The 17,645-nt window shown below is 64.6% G+C and carries 19 protein-coding genes; 8 read left to right on the plus strand and 11 right to left on the minus strand.

Features of this window, described 5'->3' with window-relative positions:
• Window positions 1–114 precede the first annotated feature (114 nt).
• The 3 genes from glsA to KF724_08210 all read left to right on the plus strand — a co-directional run bounded on the left by glsA (window position 115) and on the right by KF724_08210 (window position 4,284).
• A complete protein-coding gene (gene glsA, locus KF724_08200; protein MBX3355664.1) occupies window positions 115–1,125 on the plus strand; it encodes a glutaminase A in 1,011 nt (336 codons plus the stop codon).
• A gap of 64 nt (window positions 1,126–1,189) precedes the next feature.
• Window positions 1,190–2,842 (plus strand): MFS transporter, encoded by a 1,653-nt coding sequence (locus tag KF724_08205; protein ID MBX3355665.1) that lies wholly within the window; start codon window positions 1,190–1,192, stop codon window positions 2,840–2,842.
• 53 nt (window positions 2,843–2,895) lie between these two features.
• Window positions 2,896–4,284 (plus strand): carbohydrate porin, encoded by a 1,389-nt coding sequence (locus tag KF724_08210; GenBank protein MBX3355666.1) that lies wholly within the window; start codon window positions 2,896–2,898, stop codon window positions 4,282–4,284.
• A 115-nt stretch (window positions 4,285–4,399) separates the two neighbouring features.
• Here KF724_08210 and KF724_08215 read toward each other — a convergent pair whose 3' ends face one another.
• The gene (locus KF724_08215) at window positions 4,400–4,939 is read right to left on the minus strand and encodes a hypothetical protein (protein MBX3355667.1); all 540 of its coding nucleotides are present in this window, start codon (window positions 4,937–4,939) and stop codon (window positions 4,400–4,402) included.
• Window positions 4,940–5,781: 842 nt separating this feature from the next.
• A complete protein-coding gene (locus KF724_08220; GenBank protein MBX3355668.1) occupies window positions 5,782–6,315 on the minus strand; it encodes an SRPBCC family protein in 534 nt (177 codons plus the stop codon).
• Window positions 6,316–6,485: 170 nt separating this feature from the next.
• Between KF724_08220 and KF724_08225 the strand changes: the two genes are divergently transcribed.
• Together KF724_08225 and KF724_08230 are read left to right on the plus strand one after the other, a co-directional pair.
• Window positions 6,486–7,607, plus strand: a complete 1,122-nt coding sequence (locus KF724_08225; protein ID MBX3355669.1) for a PA0069 family radical SAM protein — start codon at window positions 6,486–6,488, stop codon at window positions 7,605–7,607.
• 280 nt (window positions 7,608–7,887) lie between these two features.
• Window positions 7,888–8,964, plus strand: coding sequence for a hypothetical protein (locus KF724_08230; GenBank protein ID MBX3355670.1), 1,077 nt, complete (start codon window positions 7,888–7,890; stop codon window positions 8,962–8,964).
• Here the strand turns inward: KF724_08230 and KF724_08235 are convergent.
• The 5 genes from KF724_08235 to tnpB form a co-directional block, all read right to left on the minus strand.
• Window positions 8,919–9,116 carry a hypothetical protein gene (locus KF724_08235; GenBank protein ID MBX3355671.1) on the minus strand — a complete coding sequence of 66 codons (198 nt, stop codon included), beginning with the start codon at window positions 9,114–9,116 and terminating at the stop codon, window positions 8,919–8,921. The two genes, KF724_08230 and KF724_08235, sit on opposite strands and share 46 nt — an antisense overlap.
• 35 nt (window positions 9,117–9,151) lie before the next feature.
• Window positions 9,152–9,820 carry a hypothetical protein gene (locus KF724_08240; protein MBX3355672.1) on the minus strand — a complete coding sequence of 223 codons (669 nt, stop codon included), beginning with the start codon at window positions 9,818–9,820 and terminating at the stop codon, window positions 9,152–9,154.
• A gap of 348 nt (window positions 9,821–10,168) precedes the next feature.
• A complete protein-coding gene (locus KF724_08245; protein ID MBX3355673.1) occupies window positions 10,169–10,537 on the minus strand; it encodes a hypothetical protein in 369 nt (122 codons plus the stop codon).
• Between the two features lie 202 nt (window positions 10,538–10,739).
• A complete protein-coding gene (locus KF724_08250; protein MBX3355674.1) occupies window positions 10,740–12,338 on the minus strand; it encodes an IS66 family transposase in 1,599 nt (532 codons plus the stop codon).
• Between the two features lie 45 nt (window positions 12,339–12,383).
• Window positions 12,384–12,947, minus strand: a complete 564-nt coding sequence (tnpB, locus tag KF724_08255; protein MBX3355675.1) for an IS66 family insertion sequence element accessory protein TnpB — start codon at window positions 12,945–12,947, stop codon at window positions 12,384–12,386.
• On the opposite strand from tnpB, the gene KF724_08260 reads away from it, so the two are divergent.
• From KF724_08260 to KF724_08270, 3 genes are all read left to right on the plus strand, one after another.
• On the plus strand, window positions 12,936–13,157 hold the full coding sequence (locus KF724_08260) for a transposase (GenBank protein MBX3355676.1): 222 nt from the start codon (window positions 12,936–12,938) through the stop codon (window positions 13,155–13,157). The genes tnpB and KF724_08260 overlap by 12 nt on opposite strands.
• A gap of 120 nt (window positions 13,158–13,277) precedes the next feature.
• On the plus strand, window positions 13,278–13,631 hold the full coding sequence (locus KF724_08265) for a transposase (GenBank protein MBX3355677.1): 354 nt from the start codon (window positions 13,278–13,280) through the stop codon (window positions 13,629–13,631).
• 134 nt (window positions 13,632–13,765) lie between these two features.
• Complete coding sequence (locus KF724_08270) at window positions 13,766–14,095, plus strand: transposase (protein MBX3355678.1); 330 nt, start codon at window positions 13,766–13,768, stop codon at window positions 14,093–14,095.
• Window positions 14,096–14,216: 121 nt separating this feature from the next.
• Here KF724_08270 and KF724_08275 read toward each other — a convergent pair whose 3' ends face one another.
• The 4 genes from KF724_08275 to KF724_08290 all read right to left on the minus strand — a co-directional run bounded on the left by KF724_08275 (window position 14,217) and on the right by KF724_08290 (window position 17,628).
• A complete protein-coding gene (locus tag KF724_08275) occupies window positions 14,217–14,546 on the minus strand; it encodes a transposase (protein ID MBX3355679.1) in 330 nt (109 codons plus the stop codon).
• A 27-nt stretch (window positions 14,547–14,573) separates the two neighbouring features.
• On the minus strand, window positions 14,574–14,840 hold the full coding sequence (locus tag KF724_08280) for a nucleoside deaminase (GenBank protein ID MBX3355680.1): 267 nt from the start codon (window positions 14,838–14,840) through the stop codon (window positions 14,574–14,576).
• Window positions 14,841–14,956: 116 nt separating this feature from the next.
• Window positions 14,957–15,757, minus strand: coding sequence for a hypothetical protein (locus tag KF724_08285; protein ID MBX3355681.1), 801 nt, complete (start codon window positions 15,755–15,757; stop codon window positions 14,957–14,959).
• Complete coding sequence (locus KF724_08290; protein ID MBX3355682.1) at window positions 15,757–17,628, minus strand: hypothetical protein; 1,872 nt, start codon at window positions 17,626–17,628, stop codon at window positions 15,757–15,759. The genes KF724_08285 and KF724_08290 overlap by 1 nt, the downstream gene beginning before the upstream one ends.
• Window positions 17,629–17,645 lie beyond the last annotated feature (17 nt).

Here is a 17,645-nt window from a genome sequence, read left to right on the forward strand (position 1 = left end):
AATGCTTCTTGATTTTTCTGGGCTCCGGGTGAATCCAGACACCCTTATCTACATCTTCATACTCCCCCTACGCGCCTGCCATTGGCCATCGAGGAAGTGACTACGCTCCGACTCATGAGGACGACTGTACCAAGTGACGAACGGGCTGCGGTCGACGCCGTGTCGACAGGTCATCTGCCTGCGCCGGAGATCGTGGCCCGATTGGTGCAGGAGTCGTATGAGCGCTTTCGTCAGGTCGACGAGGGAACGGTGGCCGACTACATCCCAGCGCTCGCCAAGGTGCGCCGCGACCTCTTCGGCATCTGCGTGGTCGGGGTGAACGGCGGTGTCCACCACGCCGGGGATGCCGAACATGAGTTCTCCATCCAGAGCGTCTCCAAGCCCTTCGTCTTCGCACTCATCTGTCAGGCGATCGGGTTGGAAGACGCCCGCGCCAAGCTTGGCGTGAACGCGACCGGGCTGCCATTCAACTCGGTGATGGCCGTGGAGCTCAACTCCGCGCGCACCATGAACCCTATGGTGAATGCGGGCGCAATCGCCTCCACGAGCCTTGCTCCCGGGTCGACAGCCGAGGCCAAGTGGGCGTTCATCGTCGATGGACTCTCACGCTTCGCGGGCCGCCAGCTCGAACTCGATCGGGAGATCTACGAGTCGGAGGCGGCCACCAATCTCCGAAATCGCGGTATCGCCAAGCTGCTCGAGGGCTACGAGCGCATGTACTTTGACGCCCTCGCAGCCGTCGACATCTACACGAAGCAGTGTTCACTTCGAGTGAGCGCCAAGGACCTCGCGGTCATGGGCGCGACCTTGGCCGACGGTGGCGTGAATCCGATCACCCGTGAGCGCGTGGTCGATGCGGCCGTGTGCAAGCGCGTCCTGGCGGTTCTGGCCACCGCAGGCCTCTATGAGACCTCCGGCGACTGGCTCTTCGACATCGGCCTGCCGGGGAAGAGCGGCGTGGGTGGCGGCATTGTGACCATCGCCCCAGGTAAGGGCGGGCTGGGCACCTTCGCGCCCGCGCTCGACGAAGCGGGCAACAGTGTGAAGGGACAGTGCGTCGCGCGCTTCCTCTCCGAACGGCTTGGCCTCAATCTCTTCGCTTCGAAGCCCGAGACGACCGGCTGAACCGAAGACTCATCTCTTCGCTCGATCCAATCCCGTATCGCCTGCACCTCCCGGAGGACTCATGATGACTCGCGCATCAACGCTCGACACTCCTGCGATCTCGGCGGATGAGCCTCGAGATCCGTGGCTCCCCATGGTCGTCATCGCCATGGGCCAGATGCTCATGTCCTTTAATGTCGCCGCGCTGCCAGTCTCGATGCGCGGCATGGTGGAGAGCTTCAACACCCCGCCGACCACCGTCGGGACGGCCATCATCATGTATTCGCTCGGCGTCTCGGGCTTCGTGATGCTCGGAGCCAAGCTCGGCCAGCGACTGGGCGTGAAGCGCTTCTTCCAGATCGCCGTGAGCATGTTCCTTGCGGCCATGGTCATGATGGTCGCAAGCCCCACGGCCACCATCATGCTGGCGGCCCAGGGCATCGCGGGACTGGCCGGTGCCGCGCTCGTTCCCACGCTCGTGGCGCTGATCGCCAACCACTACAAGGGCAAGCAGCAGGCGAAGGCCGTGGGCTGGCTCGGCTCCGCACGGGCCATCGCGGGCGTGCTCGCGTTCGTGATTGTCGGATTCGTGGCGGCCATCAATTGGCGCTATGCGTTCGCCCTGTTGATCCTGCACAGCGCGGCCATTCTTCTCCTCTCCTTCAAGCTCAAGCCCTCGGAGGCCAAGCCGGAGGTCCGCATCGATTTCGGTGGAGTCTTCCTGGCGGCGCTCGGCATCATTCTCATCACTTTCGGATTCAACAACATCCGCGGCTGGGGTGTGCTGCTGGCCCGGCCCAACGCCCCCTTCGATCTCGCCGGCATCTCACCTGCCCCGGTGATGATCGCCATCGGCGCCGCCATCCTCATGAGCTTCTTCGTCTGGTCGCAGCGCACGGCACGGCGTGGGGGAACTCCGCTGATGGCGATGGAGGTGATCGGAAGCGGCCGCGAGTGGGCGGCGGTCATCGCGCTCTTCCTGATCGTCGGAACCGAGGCCGCCATCAACTTCAGCGTTCCGCTCTACATTCAGATCATCCAGGGGCGCTCCAGCATGGCGACTTCGATCGCCATGATGCCGTTCATGCTCACGGTCTTCTTCGTGGCGATTCTCGTCGTGCGCTTCTACGACACCTTCACGCCGCGGCAGTTGGCTCGGGGCGCATTCACCCTCGTCATCGCCGGAACCACATGGCTCGCCTTCGTGGCCAGCAATGACTGGAGCGTGCTGCCCGTGATTGTCGGCCTGGTCACGGTAGGCATCGGACAGGGAGTGCTGGTCACGCTGCTCTTCAATGTGCTGGTCACGGCGGCTCCGCGGGAGTTGGCCGGCGATGTCGGCTCTCTCCGAGGAGTGACCCAGAACATGGCTGCCGCCGTCGGCACCGCCGTGATGGGCGCTCTCGTGGTGGCCGTGCTTACCGCGGGCATCATGCGAGAAGTTCAGAACAACCCGCTCATCGCCCAGGAGATCACCGCCGAGATCGACCTTGACAGCGTCAACTTCCTCAGCAACGAGGCGCTCAGGGCGCGCTTTGAGGGCTCGGCAGCGCGACCCGAGCAGATCGAGGAGGCCATCCGCATCAACAGCGAAACCCGCCTCCAGGCGCTTCGGACCGGCTTCCTCTTCCTGGCGGGACTTTCGCTGCTGGCGCTGGTGCCGTGCAGTTGGCTGCCGAACTACCGACCGGGCCAGATCCCCACGAACGCCACTCCTCCATCGCCGGGGAGATCGTGACCGATGACGAGCTGCGACCCATGGCTCGACGAACTCGAAACGCAGGAGATCCCATGAGCGACCAGTTTCCTCGTGTCCCTCGACTGCTGACGCTGGGCTGCGCCGTCGCCACACTTCAAGCCGCGATGGCAGCTCAGGACGCGCCTGCGGTGAGTCCCCCGCCATCGGAGGAAGCGGCGCTCTCCACTCAGTCGACCGCTCCGGCAACGGACCTTCCACCCGTGCCCGCCGCCGATCTCCCGAATCCCGACATCGTCATCTTCCCGGTTCGATCTCCGGGCGATGACGGCTACACACCCGGCGAAGGTCCGACGAGTCCGATCAAGGAGCTCGATGAGATCTTCGCACCGCGCCGTGGCATCATTCGTATTCCCGGGTATGACGACGCGCTCGATGCACTCTTCGACTTCTTCGCGAAGATCGACGAGGACATCGGACTGCGCACGGGCTTCGCGTATACGAGTGTCTTTGCCATCGCCAGTGGTGGGCCCGGCAATCGCAATGGCTTCTCCGGCGATGTCGATCTCATGTTCGCGTGGACCCTGCTCGGCCGTGGCACCGCCGACACCGGCACGCTGGTCTTCACGATCGAGGATCGCTTTCGCCAGTCGACTCAGACTGCCAATGCGCTGGGCCGGGTGCTGGAGGTGCTCACCACGCCGGTCAATGCATTCAATGATCGCGGCTTCGTCATTCGCGATCTGCATTGGCGCCAGCGCCTCTTCGACGATCGCCTGCGCCTGCTGGTGGGTCGGGCCGATCCGTCGGATTATCTCGGCACCATGATGATGGCGAATGCGAACAACGCCTACCTCAACCGATCGCTGGCCACCAATCCATCGGTGGCGTGGCCCGGACACACACCAACGCTCGGCGCGACGCTGCTTCCGACCGATTGGTTCTACGCCACCTTCGGCGTGGCCAACGCCTACGGAACGACCACAACGACTGGACTCGACACCATCGGCGACCTCGACCTCTTCTGGGGCGCCGAGTTCGGTGTGACGCCGACCTGGGAGGGGCTCGGTACGGGGCGTTATCGCATCTTCCTGTGGCAGACCGATGCGCGCCCGAATGACAATCTCCCGCTCGATCGAGGCCTCTCAGTCGTCCTCGAGCAGAATGTCGGTGACAGTGTGTTTCTATGGGCGCGCTACAACTACGCCGATGCCACGGTCACCAACATTCGGCAAATGGCGCAAGGCGGCTTCGGTCTGCGAGGTCTCCTCGGCAGCCCCGACGATCTGACCGGCTTCGGCTTCTCCTACGGGCAACCGCGGGTCGGTCTCAGGGATGAGAAGGTGCTCGAAGTCTTCCACCGCTTCCAACTCACGCCGAGGACGCAACTCACTTTCGATGCCCAGCTCATCGTGGACCCCTCCTACAACCCCACTCAGGATGTGCTCGGCGTCTTCGCCGTTCGATTGCGCATCGAGTTCTAAGGGCGGCGCCACCGCGCCTTGCGAGTGGCCGCGGTGAGCTCAGGATGAGGGCGTCGAGTCAACTCTCAGTCAGCCGATGGCTGATTGAAGCGAACCGGGGTTTTGCAACACTTCCTCACCCCGGCAGGCGCTGGAGCACCACGCTGAAGCGGTCGGCGCTCACGATGAGTTGATCTCCCGCGAGCGAGAAGCGGGCGTTGATGAGATGGTCCGAACGATTGATGATCAGCGTGTCGTTGACCACTCGATAGCCCTCATCCGCGGTTCGAATGAGGCCATCCTTGGCTGTGATCGTCGTGAGGAGTCGGCCGTTGGGCCGGAACTCAACGAGCATCGAGGCGAACGAACCGAACGCATCCCGCGGATTCACGCTGACCACCGCCCATCGAGTCTCTCCCAGCGGGCCGACTTCCGTGTTGGTGAAGCGCGCCTCGCCGGCGGCACTGATTGACGGCGCTGGTGCCGATCCACCGCGCTGTTGCGCAGCTTGCTGTCGCTGCTGCGCCTCAAGCGAGGCAATGCGAGCCTCCTGCTGGCGCGAGAGCTCTGCCGCTCGCGACTTGTCGACTTCGTTCCCGATCAGGTAGCCGACACCCGCGCCGACACCGGTCCCGATGAGCGTCGCGGTGGTGTCTCGGCCGATGGCCTGTCCCATGAGCGCGCCCAATCCGGCCCCAGCCACCACCCCCGTTTGACCCGCGGTCTGGCAAGCCGTTGAAACCAAGCCCACAGCCATGCACCCGGCGAGGATCACAAGGATCGACCGCCACCTGGGCTGACCAACCGACGGTTGCAGAGAGTGGGCGTGACGCATGGACTGGATCTCCTTCGGGGCAGGCGACTCGACACGGACAAGCGGAATCGATGCGTGTCGGATCGCGGCGGATGCTACCCGGCCCTCGACCGATCACTGGGAGAATCCCCCTCTCAGGCCATTGCATCACCCGGGAACGGTGCTACTGTTTTCCTGTCTCAACGAAGCGACCGACCCTCCGCGCAAAATGCGGCGCGGCATTCGGAAGCAAGGTGGGACCGACCGGATCCGCTCCTGGTCTGACGACTCGGGACGCCGAGCCGCACGACCAGAGGTCGCCCGGGCGATGAGCTCCGCGGGACGCTGCGGAGAAGAGAGCTTGGCGGCGAGTGCTCACCTCGCGACGGCTGAGCGTGGCGCTTTCAAGAAGGAGGTGGTCCAGTGCAGAGTGAAACCATGAAGGGCTTGCACCGCTAACCCCGTGCACCCGACGGGGTCCGCACGGTTCGGTGCGGCCCTCTACGACATGCCCCGCCGATCGGCTCGTCCGGTCGGCGGGGCTTCTTTTTCCGGGCTCGAAACGGCGGGTGAACTGGACTCCATTGGCCGAAGGGACTGTCGTTGAGTTCCGCGCCGAACTTCACCCAAATGGTCGTGAACCCGGCGCCTGTCGAAGATTGCATCTCGACGACCAGAGCGAGACCCTTGACGGTGCGATGTGGTGCCCCCGTCGATCATGTGCCCTAAGGCATCCCCATGCTCTGAAGTCGAGGAGATGCTGGCGTCACGCCACGCTCCCCGGCCGGGGCGAAGATCTTCGCAATCGCCGTCAATCGGTAATCGAAGATCGTCTCGACCGCCCGACGCACGACGAGAGGCGTGGCCACGACATCGAACGCGGCTCGATACTCGACTCGATCGCGCATCAGCGTCCCCTCCGGATGCGGCTCAAGCGTGTGCTCATGCCACCACCAGCGATAGGGCCCTCGAATCTGACGGTCGACGAAGCGGAGCGGCGGCTCCCACGCTTCGATCCTGGTGCGCCAGCGAATCGGAATCCCCCAGAGGCGCAGGCGGTAGTCGATGATCGCCCCTTCCCGCATGTCGATCGGACGCGGCGTGATGATGCGAAAGCGCAGCCACGGCGGCGTGATCGCCTCGAGATTCCAGGCGTCGGCGAAGAACTCGAAACTCTCTTCCAGCGAGCGCGGGATGATCTGTTCGCGGCGCAGCTCGTGAAGGTGACCCGTCGGGCGCCGATCGGAAACGAAGTTCATGAGACGATCGGCACTTCGAACCGGAGCCGTCGCGGTTTCGTTCACCTTCGGTCGCGCGTGAACTGGCCTGAGGTGTCGAAGTCGAGAAGGTCGGGGAGACGGTGCGGCTTGGTTGACCGTCGGTCGTGCGTGGGTTGACAGCCTCCATGGCGTTCGTACTCTGTTCGGTCGTGGACCAGCGCTCAAATGAGTTTCAGGATGCGCTCGTGAAGGGGCCCGCCCATCGCCGCGGCGCCGGGCTGAACCCGGGCAATCGGTTCGAGAGCGTGCGCCTGCATGTGCTGGGCGAAGAGATCGATCGCCAGTTCGTCGAGCACGAGCGCACCGACGGCACGCTCGCTCGAATGGAACGGCAGGTCTTCACCGATCGCACGAAGTCGATCATCAACCGGGTCGCACGCACCAGCGATGTGCCCTTCGACTGGACACTCAACCCCTATCGCGGCTGCGAGCATGGCTGCGTCTACTGCTACGCACGGCAGTACCACGAGTACATCGGTCTGAGCTGCGGACTGGACTTCGAGACGAAGCTCGTCGCCAAGCCCGATGCGCCGGAGCTGCTTCGAAAGGAGCTTGCGGCGGCGGGGTGGCGGGCCGAGCCGATCGTGATGTCGGCGAGCACGGACATCTACCAGCCGATCGAGCACGAGATGAGGATCGCGCGGCAATGCCTCGAGGTTCTGACCGAGTGCGGACAGCCCGTGAGCGGCATGACCAAGAGCTCGATGGTCCTGCGCGACATTGATCTCTGGTCGCGCCTGGCGGCCCAGGGCGCGGGGCGCGTCACCATCACGCTGGTCACACTCGATGCGGAGCTCGCGCGATCGCTCGAGCCACGAGCCTCGGCGCCGTCGGCGCGCCTTCGCGCGATCCGCGAGCTCACGAACGCCGGCGTGCCGGTCACGGTCAATGTGGCACCGGTGATTCCGGGGCTTACGGAGTCGGAGGTGCCCGCGATCCTCGAAGCGGTCGCCGATGCCGGCGCCCTCTCCGCAAGCTGGATCATGCTGCGGCTGCCGTATCAGTTGAAGGCGCTCTTCCTCGACTGGCTCGAACGAGCCGTGCATCCCGATCGTGCACGCAAGGTGGAGTCGCTCATCCGCCAGATGCGCGACGGCAAGCTCTACGAGGCTCGGGTGGCGCGAGGCCGCGGCCGCGGGCCGTTCGCCGAGCAGGTGGCGCAGACCTTCAAGGTCTTCCAGCGCCGATTTGGTCTCGACCGAGAGCTGCCGCCACTCTCAAGCGCGGCGTTTCGACGGCCGCAGAGTGGCGGTCAGTTGGCGCTCTACTGAACGCCACAGCGCTCCGGCGCGGGCGCCGGAACGCACTGCGTCGCCTGATGCGGTCGCCGTGGACCACGCTTCGAGCCCTGGCGCGACGCCCACCGATCGCAGCGAGTGCTAGGCTCAATGCGTGGGCCGATCAACGAGCGCATCCGAAGCAGCGCTCGCGAGTCTGGACGCGGCGCCTTGCTGCCTGCGCTGCGGGTATCCGATCGCGACGACCTCCGAATCGCCGGCATGTTCCGAGTGCGGTGAGAGCACGGAGCGATCGCGTAAGGCATGGCGCGAAATGTGGATTCCGGGCGGCCGACGCGAGCGGCTGGCTCGCTCGCTCGTCCTGATCGCGACCTGCTCCGGAGCTCTCGCCGCCAGTTGGTCGCTGCAGACGCTGCTTCGACTCGAGGTGCTCGGGCCCAGTTCGGTGACGCCGGGGCCGTTCGGCTTGATCGCGCCGGTCGGTGCGGTGCTCAGGACGGGCCTCGTGATCACACTCATCCCACTCAACATCGTCGCGGCATGCATCTGGTGGCGCATCGGGAGTCGGCCGCCGCTGCGGAGACGCGCCGCGAAGGGCTCTCTGCTCATCGTCGCCATGCTCGTCTGGGGATTCTGCACGCTGCTTCTGATCACACTGCTCGTCGGGGGGACCGTTGAGTCGCTTGATCGGCAGATGCAGACCATTCCCGAGTCGCTCGTGCTCGCGGCCACGCTGGCCGCACAGTTCGCGATCTACCCGTGGCCGATGGCGCTCGCGGCGCGGGGGCTTCGAGCCGATCGCGACATCCCGTTCTGGCGCCGAGTCACCGCTCCGTGCGGAGTCGCAGGCCATGCGCTGCTCATCATCTGCGCCTGGTGCTTCGTGTCCGACGCAATCCTCCTGTTCGAGATGGAACGGGTCTTCGGCGCGATACTCATCCCGCCCTGGCTTCACTGGCTGATCCTGAAGACCTCGACGCTGCTCTGGAACGGCGGCGTGCCGCTCGCGCTCGCCTTCGTCGCGGGGGCGTCACTCGTGTCCCTCGCTCAAAGTGCGCAGGCGTTCGGCATCATGCCGTTGCTGAGGCGAACCTCGAGGACTCGCACCATCGTCGCGGCCATGCTCGTGACGATCTCCCTGCTCTCGATCGTGTGGTTCGGCTGCCTTGTAACCTGCATCCGGTTTGCCGGATTCACCGCGACGGGCGAACCGCAGGCGGATCGGGCTCGCGCCTTCATCGAGTCGCTGCTCGCCGACCCATTCTCACTGGCGCAGTTGGTCCTGCTTCCCCTGGTCATTCCCGCGGCGTGGATCGCGTGCTCGTGGTGGGCGCGGCGGCTTGCCTATTCGCCGATGTCCTCCGCCCAGAGGTCGGGCTTCTCGCGCTGAAGGCGCTCCATCAGTGCCACGCAGCGCTCGTCGTTCAGCAGGCGCAGCTCGACGCCCTCGCGCCTCATCCACTCCTCCGCGCCGAGATAGGTTCGATGCTCGCCGATCACCACGCGCGGGATCCTGAAGAGGATCGCGGTCCCCGAACACATGGGACACGGTGAAAGGTGTCCGTCCCGCGAACCTTTCAATTACCCACATCTTTGGCCAGACAGTAACCGAGGTGGATGTCGGTCAATCTCGCCATGCCGCGCCATAGGACCATGTTTCCCGGCGGCGCATCGCGGGCCCGGTTCAGATAGCCACCGAGTCGAGCGAGCCTCGTCAGGAAGTTGCCTACCGTCTTCTTTCTTGAGCCGTCGTTGACCGGGACGAGGCGCTCGAGCAGGTTGATCTCTCTGGAGGTTCGCAGCACCAGCTTCACCGGGAGGTTCGGAGCGCGGTTCATCATCGTCAGCCACAGCACACGCCATGCCAGAATGCACATGATCGCACTGGCTGACCAGTCGCTCGGCAGTCCGCAGCCCGAGTCCTCGGCCCGACATCCTGACTTGAGCACCTTTGTGGAATGTCTCGATCTTCCAGCGTAAAAGCGCGTACCACCGAGCTTTTCGATCGCATCGGCCTTCTTCGATCGGATCGAAAGATTGGTCACGAGCTTCCAGTCGTTCGTCGCGCGGCCCTTAAGCACGCCCCGTTCCTTCGCGTGGATCACACTCAGCACCATGGTTCCAAAGGCTTCTCCTTCCTGATGGGCGGGCACATTCTCGATCTGGTGGTACTTCAGCTCCAGCACTGCAAGCCTGACGGCGGCCCTTGTCGTCCTGACCTCGAGGCGATAAAGACAGCCCCTCACGCGCCGTTCGTCCATCGCGTTGGCCACGGCGCCTGCCGTCCTCCACGCGACGATCGACGCAAGTGCGGAACACAAACTTCTTCGTCCCCAGCGACGCGCATTCGCTGAACAACTCATATAGATGTCGCCTCCCGGTCGCCGATGTGGATGCAGCGAGCGGCGTCACCGATGTTCGCGGTCGATTGACGCACATTTTCGCCAGCGGATGCTCTCCTTCAGCTCAATCGGGATGCGAGTGGTGTTGACCGAATGCGTACCCGCGTCGAGACCTCTGCCCTTGGCCGCGTTGGTGCCTTGAAACCCCTTGCGCTGTCCAGAGCTTGATCGCCGAGACCGAGGGGCACGCCGTCAGTGGTGACGATGAGACTCGAGTGCATGAGGATGCCGCAGACAGTGTGCATTCGCTGGCGACCCTCTCTCATCCTTGTGACTCATGGCCACCCTGTTATGACACCAATCGCGAAAGTGCTCGCTCACGGTGAATGAGAACTCGGTCGTGTCGTGCAGTGCAAGGACCCGACCATCGACAAGCTGCCGACACGCCCGCGTGGCCTGCATGTGCCCGGCCAGGATCTCTGCCTCGCTCACACGCTTGTTGTCAAGAAAGCGATACGCGGCCTTGGTGCTGGCCCAATCACCGCACGCCAGCGGCAGTGACTGGCCGCTTCCTTGAGAGCTGCTCCATGAGTAGACCGAACCGCCCAGCCAGTCGGGCATCGGCAAAGCGGCAGCCAGAAGCAAGCTCCTGATTGATCCACGGTCCCATGGCCGCGACTCCATCCGTTAAAAGCGATGCCATCCATGGCACGTTACTCCCCAGTGATCGGCATGACCAGTCCGTGCCGCAATAACCCAACCCTGTTCAGCGAACCAACAGACAAAGATGTGGGTAATTGAAAGCCCGCGAACCGCGATGGGGTCACTCTGAATCGGCCTGACGGCGTTGCCACTCATCGGGCAGCCAGTGATCAAGCTCTTCAGCCGGGGTCTTGGGCAGGTTCACAAGCAACTGCGTGAGGTAGACCTGTGGGTCGACGCCGTGGCGCCGACACGAGCTCGTGAGGCTCGAGAGGATCGCCGCCGTCTCGCCGCCGCACGGACTGCCGACGATGAGCGAGTTCTTGCGGTTGAGCGCTTGACGCTTCATCTCGCGTTCGCTCGCGTTGTTGTCGATCGGGACTTCGGAGTCGTTCAGGAACACCGTCAGCTCGCTCCACTGGTTGAGCGCGTACTGCACCGCGCCCGCCATCGGGTGCTTGGGCAGCAGCACACCCTTCCAGTGCTCGAGCCGCCCCCGGATCATCTCCACGATCGGCCCGGACCTGTCCCGCCGGACTTCGGCGCGCGCGTCCGGGGTCGCCTCGCGGATCGATCGCTCGACCGCGAAGAGCGCATCCATGAGCGTCACCGCTTCGCGTGCGATTCCCGGCTCGCTCTTCTCGAGGTCGACGAACTTCCGCCGCGCATGCGCCCAGCATCCGGCGCGCGTGATCCCGTTGCCGGCCACGATCCCGTCGTAGCCGCCGTAAGCATCCGCCACGAGAGTCCCGCAGAAGTCCTTGAGGAACTTCGTCGGACCGTCTCTCGCCCGGCTCGGCGTGAAGTCGAACACCGTGTACGGATGCGAGTCGTCACCGAGGTAGACCCACATTCGCGCTTGACGCGTCTTCTCCTTCTCCAGGAGCGGCATCACCGTGTCATCGGTCCCGATCACGCGCGACGAGCGCACGCGATCGGCCATGCGCCGGTAGATCGGCATGGCGATCTCGGCGACATCGCGGCACCAGGTGGAGAGCGTCGATCGTGAGAGATCCAGGCCGTTGCGGCTGAAGATGTTTTCAAGTCTGTACAGCGGCAGGTAATCCGCGAACTTGCTCGTGACCACGAAGGCGAGCAGTCCGGGGCCGGCCATGCCCTTGTCGATCGCGGACGCGTCCTTCCGGGGCGCGGTCTCGACCTGGCCGCCGAGTCCCTCGCGATCGCAGTCGCGGCAGGCGTAGGTGTGGCGGCGATGGTGCCAGCGCTCGAAGTGGCCGGGGATGAACTCGACCTGCCAGCTTTCCTCGCATCCGATGCGGGTGCGCATCTGGCCGCAGCACTTGCAGGGCTTCTCGGCGTCGGGGAGATCATGCTCGACGGTGCGGACGGGCAGGTGCTCGAGGTCGGCGATGCGGCGGCGGCCGTGAGCCCCGGAACGCTTCGCGTCGAGGCGACGCGCGTCGGCGCGGTCATCATCGGCAGCGCTCACCTCCGTCGGGAGCTCGAGCGGCCGCGCCTCGAGCTGCGTGGCGAACTCCAGCAGCAACTGGCCGAGCTCGACCACGGTCGACAGCCGATCCGCGCGCGGTCCGTAGAGACGCTTGCACAGCTTCAGAAGTTGCGCTTCGAGCCAGGCGATCTTTGCGTCGCGATGCGCGAGCGACGCATCCTTCTCCGCGACATGAGACATCAGCATCGCGCAGAGCGCCTTCAGGGCATCGACATCTTCGGGAAGCTCGATCGCGGCCGCGTCGTCCATGACGACATCCTCTCCGCGCCAGGCCCCGGCGCGGATGCAGGGAAATCACGAACTTCGTGCGAATCGCTTCACGCGCTTCAGGCTCCGCAGGTCGACGCCGTCGAGCAGCATCGCCAGCTCGCTCGCGCGCAGCTCGATCGATGCACCTTCGTCGGCGCGAGGCAGACGGAAGGTGCCCGCCTCGAGCCGCTTGTACCAGAGCGCGTAGCCGTCGCGATCCCAGTAGAGAATCTTGAGGCGATCGCCTCCGCGCGAACGGAAGACGAAGAGGTGGCCGCTGCGAGGGTCCTGGCCGATCACTGACTGCGCCATCTCCGCGAGCCGATCGAAGCCGCGGCGCATGTCGGCGGGCGTCGTCGCCAGCCAGATGCGTGGCGCGCCTCGATCGAGCTGCGCGAGCGACGGTAGCGAGATCGGTAAGGTTCGGAAGATTGCGCAGATTTGAAAAAGCAGCTCCCGCGCTGGAAGGTGTTGGTGTGTTGGAACAACCCCTTTCCAGAGGAGAGCTGCATGGACAGCGTAGCGAGCGGATCGACGGAAGTCGCGGAGTGCGCGACGGAGTCGTTGAAAGCGGCGGTGACGGTGGACGCGGAGAAGGTGCGAAGCCATCTGGACGAGATGGTGCGTTCGACGGTCGAGCAGACTCTGAACGCGATGCTGGAGGTGGAGGCGGACCAGGCGTGCGGGGCTGGTCGTTACGAGTGTTCGCCGGATCGTCTGACACTCGAGCGGGAGCTACGAGCGACGCTGGAGACGAAGGCGGGCTCGGTGAAGCCTGCTGTCCCGCGGCTTCGAGAAAGCTGCCGCTCGAGTCGATGATCATCGAGCGGTATCGTCGTCGGGAGATTTTTCGGTGGAGGAGCGCTGGCGGAGATAAAATTCTGGCGGGCGTGAGCAGTGTCGGGTGGAGGACATCACGGAGCGCTGTGGGGATCGCGGGTGAGCCGCGAGCACGGTGAGCGGTCTGCCGCAGAAGGTACGGCCAGATCGAGTCGTAGCGCAGCCGTCGGACCGAGGGGCGAACACGCGCACGTACCTGGACGGATCTGGGCTGAAGCGGAGCTGGGGCGGGGAGGTGAAGAGCGTGGCGGTGCTGGTGGCGATCGGGGTGAATCAGGAGGGCTTCCGCGAGATCCTTGGAGGGCGGAGGGGACGAAGGAGGACACGGAGAGCTGGCGCTCGTTCCTTCGGCATTTGAAGGAGCGCGGCCTGAGGGGTGTTCGGCTGGTGGTGAGCGACAAGTGCCTCGGGGGCTGGTCGAGGGCGTTGGGAGTTCTTCCCCGAGTAGCGTAATGGCAGCGATGCGTGGTGCACTTCTATCGCAATGATGACAGTGGTGCCAAAGGGTCGGGTGCAGGAGGCCGTGGCGATGCTGAAGACGATCCACGCCCAGGAGGACGCGCGGAGCGCGGAGGAGAAGTCGAAGGATCGCGCAGAAGCTCGAGCTGCTTCGGCTGGACGAAGGCAGCGGAGCTCGTACGTCGGCGTGCTGGAGACGCTGTCGTGGCCATGTCGTTCCCGGGAGCACTGGGCGCAGTCTTCGGACGAACAACCCGCTCGAGCGTCTGAATCGCGAGATCCGCCGTCGGACTCGGGTGGTGGGATTTTCCCGGACGGGTCAGTCGGGCGCGATGCTGGTGGCGGCCCGGCTTCGTCACATGTCGGCGACGAAGTGGGGCTTGAGGCGGTACATGGACATGAGTCGATTGCGGGAGCTCGATGCGTCCCGCGCGGAGTCATCGGCCGCAGCGGCGTAGCTGCGGCCCCACGCTGGCAAGGCTGCGCCCCTCTTGATGGGGGCTCCGCCTTGCCAGCGATCACCTTCCCACGGAGGCTGCTTGATCAATTGTGCGCAACTTGACGGACGCTACCGCGAGATCATGACGCGGCCTCGGCGTCGAGACGCTCGAGCCGAACGACGAACCGTGCGACCCACGCCTCGTCGGCGCCGGATGCGATCTCGATCCGTCGTCCACCGGCAATCGTGATCACAACGCCGGGACCCGAGATCGAAGGTGGCGCCGCGAGCTCGACGAAGGACGGGTGATCATCGCGTCGATGCGACGCCGAGCCATCGCCTGCGAGCATGCGTCGCCATCGATGGAACGAGCTCGGCGACACCCCGTGCACCCTGCAGAACTCGACGATGCTCAGTCCGCTCCGACGCTGCTCGCGCAGCAGCCGGCGCCAATGCGCGTGATCATGCATCCACGAAGTGTCGACGCCGGCGGCCCGTCATGGAAGACGGGTTTCGCGGGACGGACGCGGTGAAAGCGTGCTCACCAGTGTGAGCGACCGCCAGTCGCGCCGGCGCCCGGCGCGGCGGATGCAGTCAACCTCCGCATGCGCCGTGGGGTCGCCGCTCTGCACGCGCTGGTTGTGGCCTGCCGCCACGACGCGCCCGCTCGGGCCGAGCAGCGCCGAGCCGATGGGAATGCCGCCCTCGCGCCAGCTCTTCTCCGCCTGCTCGATCGCCGCGAGCTCAGTGCGAGCCGTGGTGATCGGTGATCCCGACCTGACTTGTTGCTCGACTTTCACATCGCATCGTGGCGCTCCGTCAGGATGGCCGTTTCAGCGTCCTGCGAGCATCACGGTTGAGCGAGTCCCTTACCGCGCGGTCACCCCCGCCTCCGGCCGCGAGTGCGCAGTGCGACCAGCGCCAGGAGCAAGGCGGCGCTGGGCGCGGGAACTGCCTGCGCCCGAAGAAGGAATACACCGTTACCTCCTAGTGCTGGGAATGAGTTGAGGCTCTGAATGACACCCGGAAACTGCGCATTCCAGGTCCCGCTTGGTGCGGTAGAAAACCACGAGCGATCAAGCGTCGGAACGCTGGTATCAATCGGCGCTGCAAATCCATTACTAACTGTTACGCTTACGCCCACAACAATATTGGCGAATGCGCTCACATCTGTCGGCGCCACGGTAACCGATTGAAACACATTCGACTTGATCGCGCCGGGATCGATCAGGGCACTCCAACTCCCCAGATGGGTCATGCCGTTTGCGGGATCACCATCATTGTCGCCCCACAGATGGACATTGAAGGGAGCGCCGGCGCTGACACCCGCCGAGGAGGTACTGCCCGCGAGGCCAAATGTGACCTGGATACTGGTGATGAGCGAGCCGCTCAGATTGACCGCGAAGACATTCATCCACGCAGCATCTGCAGTGTAACCACTGAAGCCTCCTGCGGTGTTCGCCACGCCGTCATCCCACTGATAGGCGAAGTCGGCCGAAGCCGTCGCCGACAGAAGAGCAAGGCCGATCGATGCGATCGACGCCGCTACGATGTGCCCGGTCGCCACATCAGACACGCACCGTTCTCGCGCGGCCTTTGCATTCATGGTGTCCGACTTAGGCTTGTGATCGCTGGCGGCTCGCCCCTGCCATGTTGTTGGCGCCTGGATCTGTGTCATCATCACTCACCTTCCTGTTGCTGGCTCATTACAAGCAGCGCGAGTGCCACCGCGGCCTCGAGCTGCGCCTTGCTCTTTCCCGCCGACCATTGGACGAACTGCTCGTCCGTTTCGAATCCAAGAGCGGCGAGGAACGAGTCCAGGCGATCCTGGGCGCTCCCGATGCTCTCCACTCCTGTACGCAGGAATTCCGACGACTCACAGCAGATCGGATCGATTGTGAGCAGATCGTCACCGCTGCTCCAGTTCCCGATCAGGACCGCCAGGTCGTAGCCGTCGATCTTGACCTCTCCCTCAGGCGGTGTCGGGCCCAGGTCGAATGGACAGGCCTCGCTGCCTACTGAGCCCCAATGTCCAAGGAGCGCCGCCAGATCGGAACCGTCGATCCGATCATTCCCGTCGAAGTCCATCAGGTGGGCGAGCTTGTAGAGCGTGGTTCCTGCGATCACGAGCACCATGCCGCGATCGTTGACGGACGCCGCGAATGGGAGCTCGCCCTCGATCGTGCAGGCTCTGGTCACGGTGGCAAGATCAACGGCGCACCAGTCCGTTTCGAGGTCCTCCCCGCCCGGGTGCTCCCAGATGACGGCATGCGGACCGCCGCCAGCAGACTCCGACTCCTCTTCCTCCTCGACAAGTGGAACGGGTGAACGGAAGCCGGTGACTCGGATCAAGCCGTCGGCGCCGATCGAGATCGACTCCGCGCCGCTGGCATCGTTCGGCTCTTCGAGGAATGTTCCCAGATTGAGGTAAGGAAGGTCGTCGCTTCCAAGCGACCAGATCCACGCGTTGCGAACGCAGTCTTGGAAGGCAGGCGGAGCCTGCTGGCCAACGCCGACGGCCAGGCATCGCCCTTCTTCGCCAAGCGCAATTGCACGAGCGATGTTCTCGAAGTACAGCCAGTCGGACTCGCCGTCGGGCTGGTGCGGGTATGGCAGCAGACCGCCGCTGGGAGTCGAACCCATTGACCAGCCGTACGAATCCCGGGTTCGGCGGTCGGACGGGCAGTCGGCAAGGCTGAACTCCGCAGTGCACGGCCCAGGTTGCGGCGTCCTCTGCACGAACCCGACGGCCGCGGTGCCGGTCCCGGTGATCGCATACGGTCGGGCCATCGTGGGCAGCTCCCAATCTGATGGAAGCTCCTCTCCAAAATCACTGGACGACCCAGTCCATTGAATGGCAAAGGGAAGGGATCCCCCTTCGCTATCCGAGCAGAACGAGAATGTCCCCACCACGATCGGCTCGAACCCGTCGGAGAGCGCCCACGCCAACCCGGTCCGAGGATCCGGCTCGCTTGCCGGCGATGATTGAGGATGCGGCGGCAAGTAGGGCGAAAGGTCGAAGACATCGTGCCCTGTTGAACTGCTGCTCTCGCGCCACCAGATGCACGGCAGCGCGTTGCTCAATGCGGCGGTGGCGCCGGGATCGGGCAGCACGCCACCGACGACACTCCCGACATCGTTGATGCCCAGGGCCACTGACGCATCGGCGCCGCTTGGATGAAGCGAATGCAGCCCGGCGGAGAGCCCGTAGAGATCACGCGGAAGCCAGAGAAATGCCTCGGTCGTCTGACTCGAGCCTTCACCAACGACCCTCGATCCGGCGACGGCGCCATCGTCATTCGAGACAACGCGCGTGGTGATCGAATGGCGCCCCGAAATGAGCACGCTCGTCCCACTGCGAATCGAAGTCACAATGGGCACTGCCCGGTAGCGCTCGCAAGTCTGCGGCATTCCTCGCGCCCCAGCGACCGCCAGCAGGTGAATCGCTGCGAGCGCGGTCAGAGTCGGCGCGAGCCGACGGACGACGGACGACGGACGACGGACGACGGACGACGGACGACGGACGACGGACGACGGACTCAAGTTGTTCATCGACTCCTCCGCAGGTG

The organism is Phycisphaeraceae bacterium (assembly GCA_019636735.1).
Taxonomy (GTDB): domain Bacteria; phylum Planctomycetota; class Phycisphaerae; order Phycisphaerales; family SM1A02; genus VGXK01.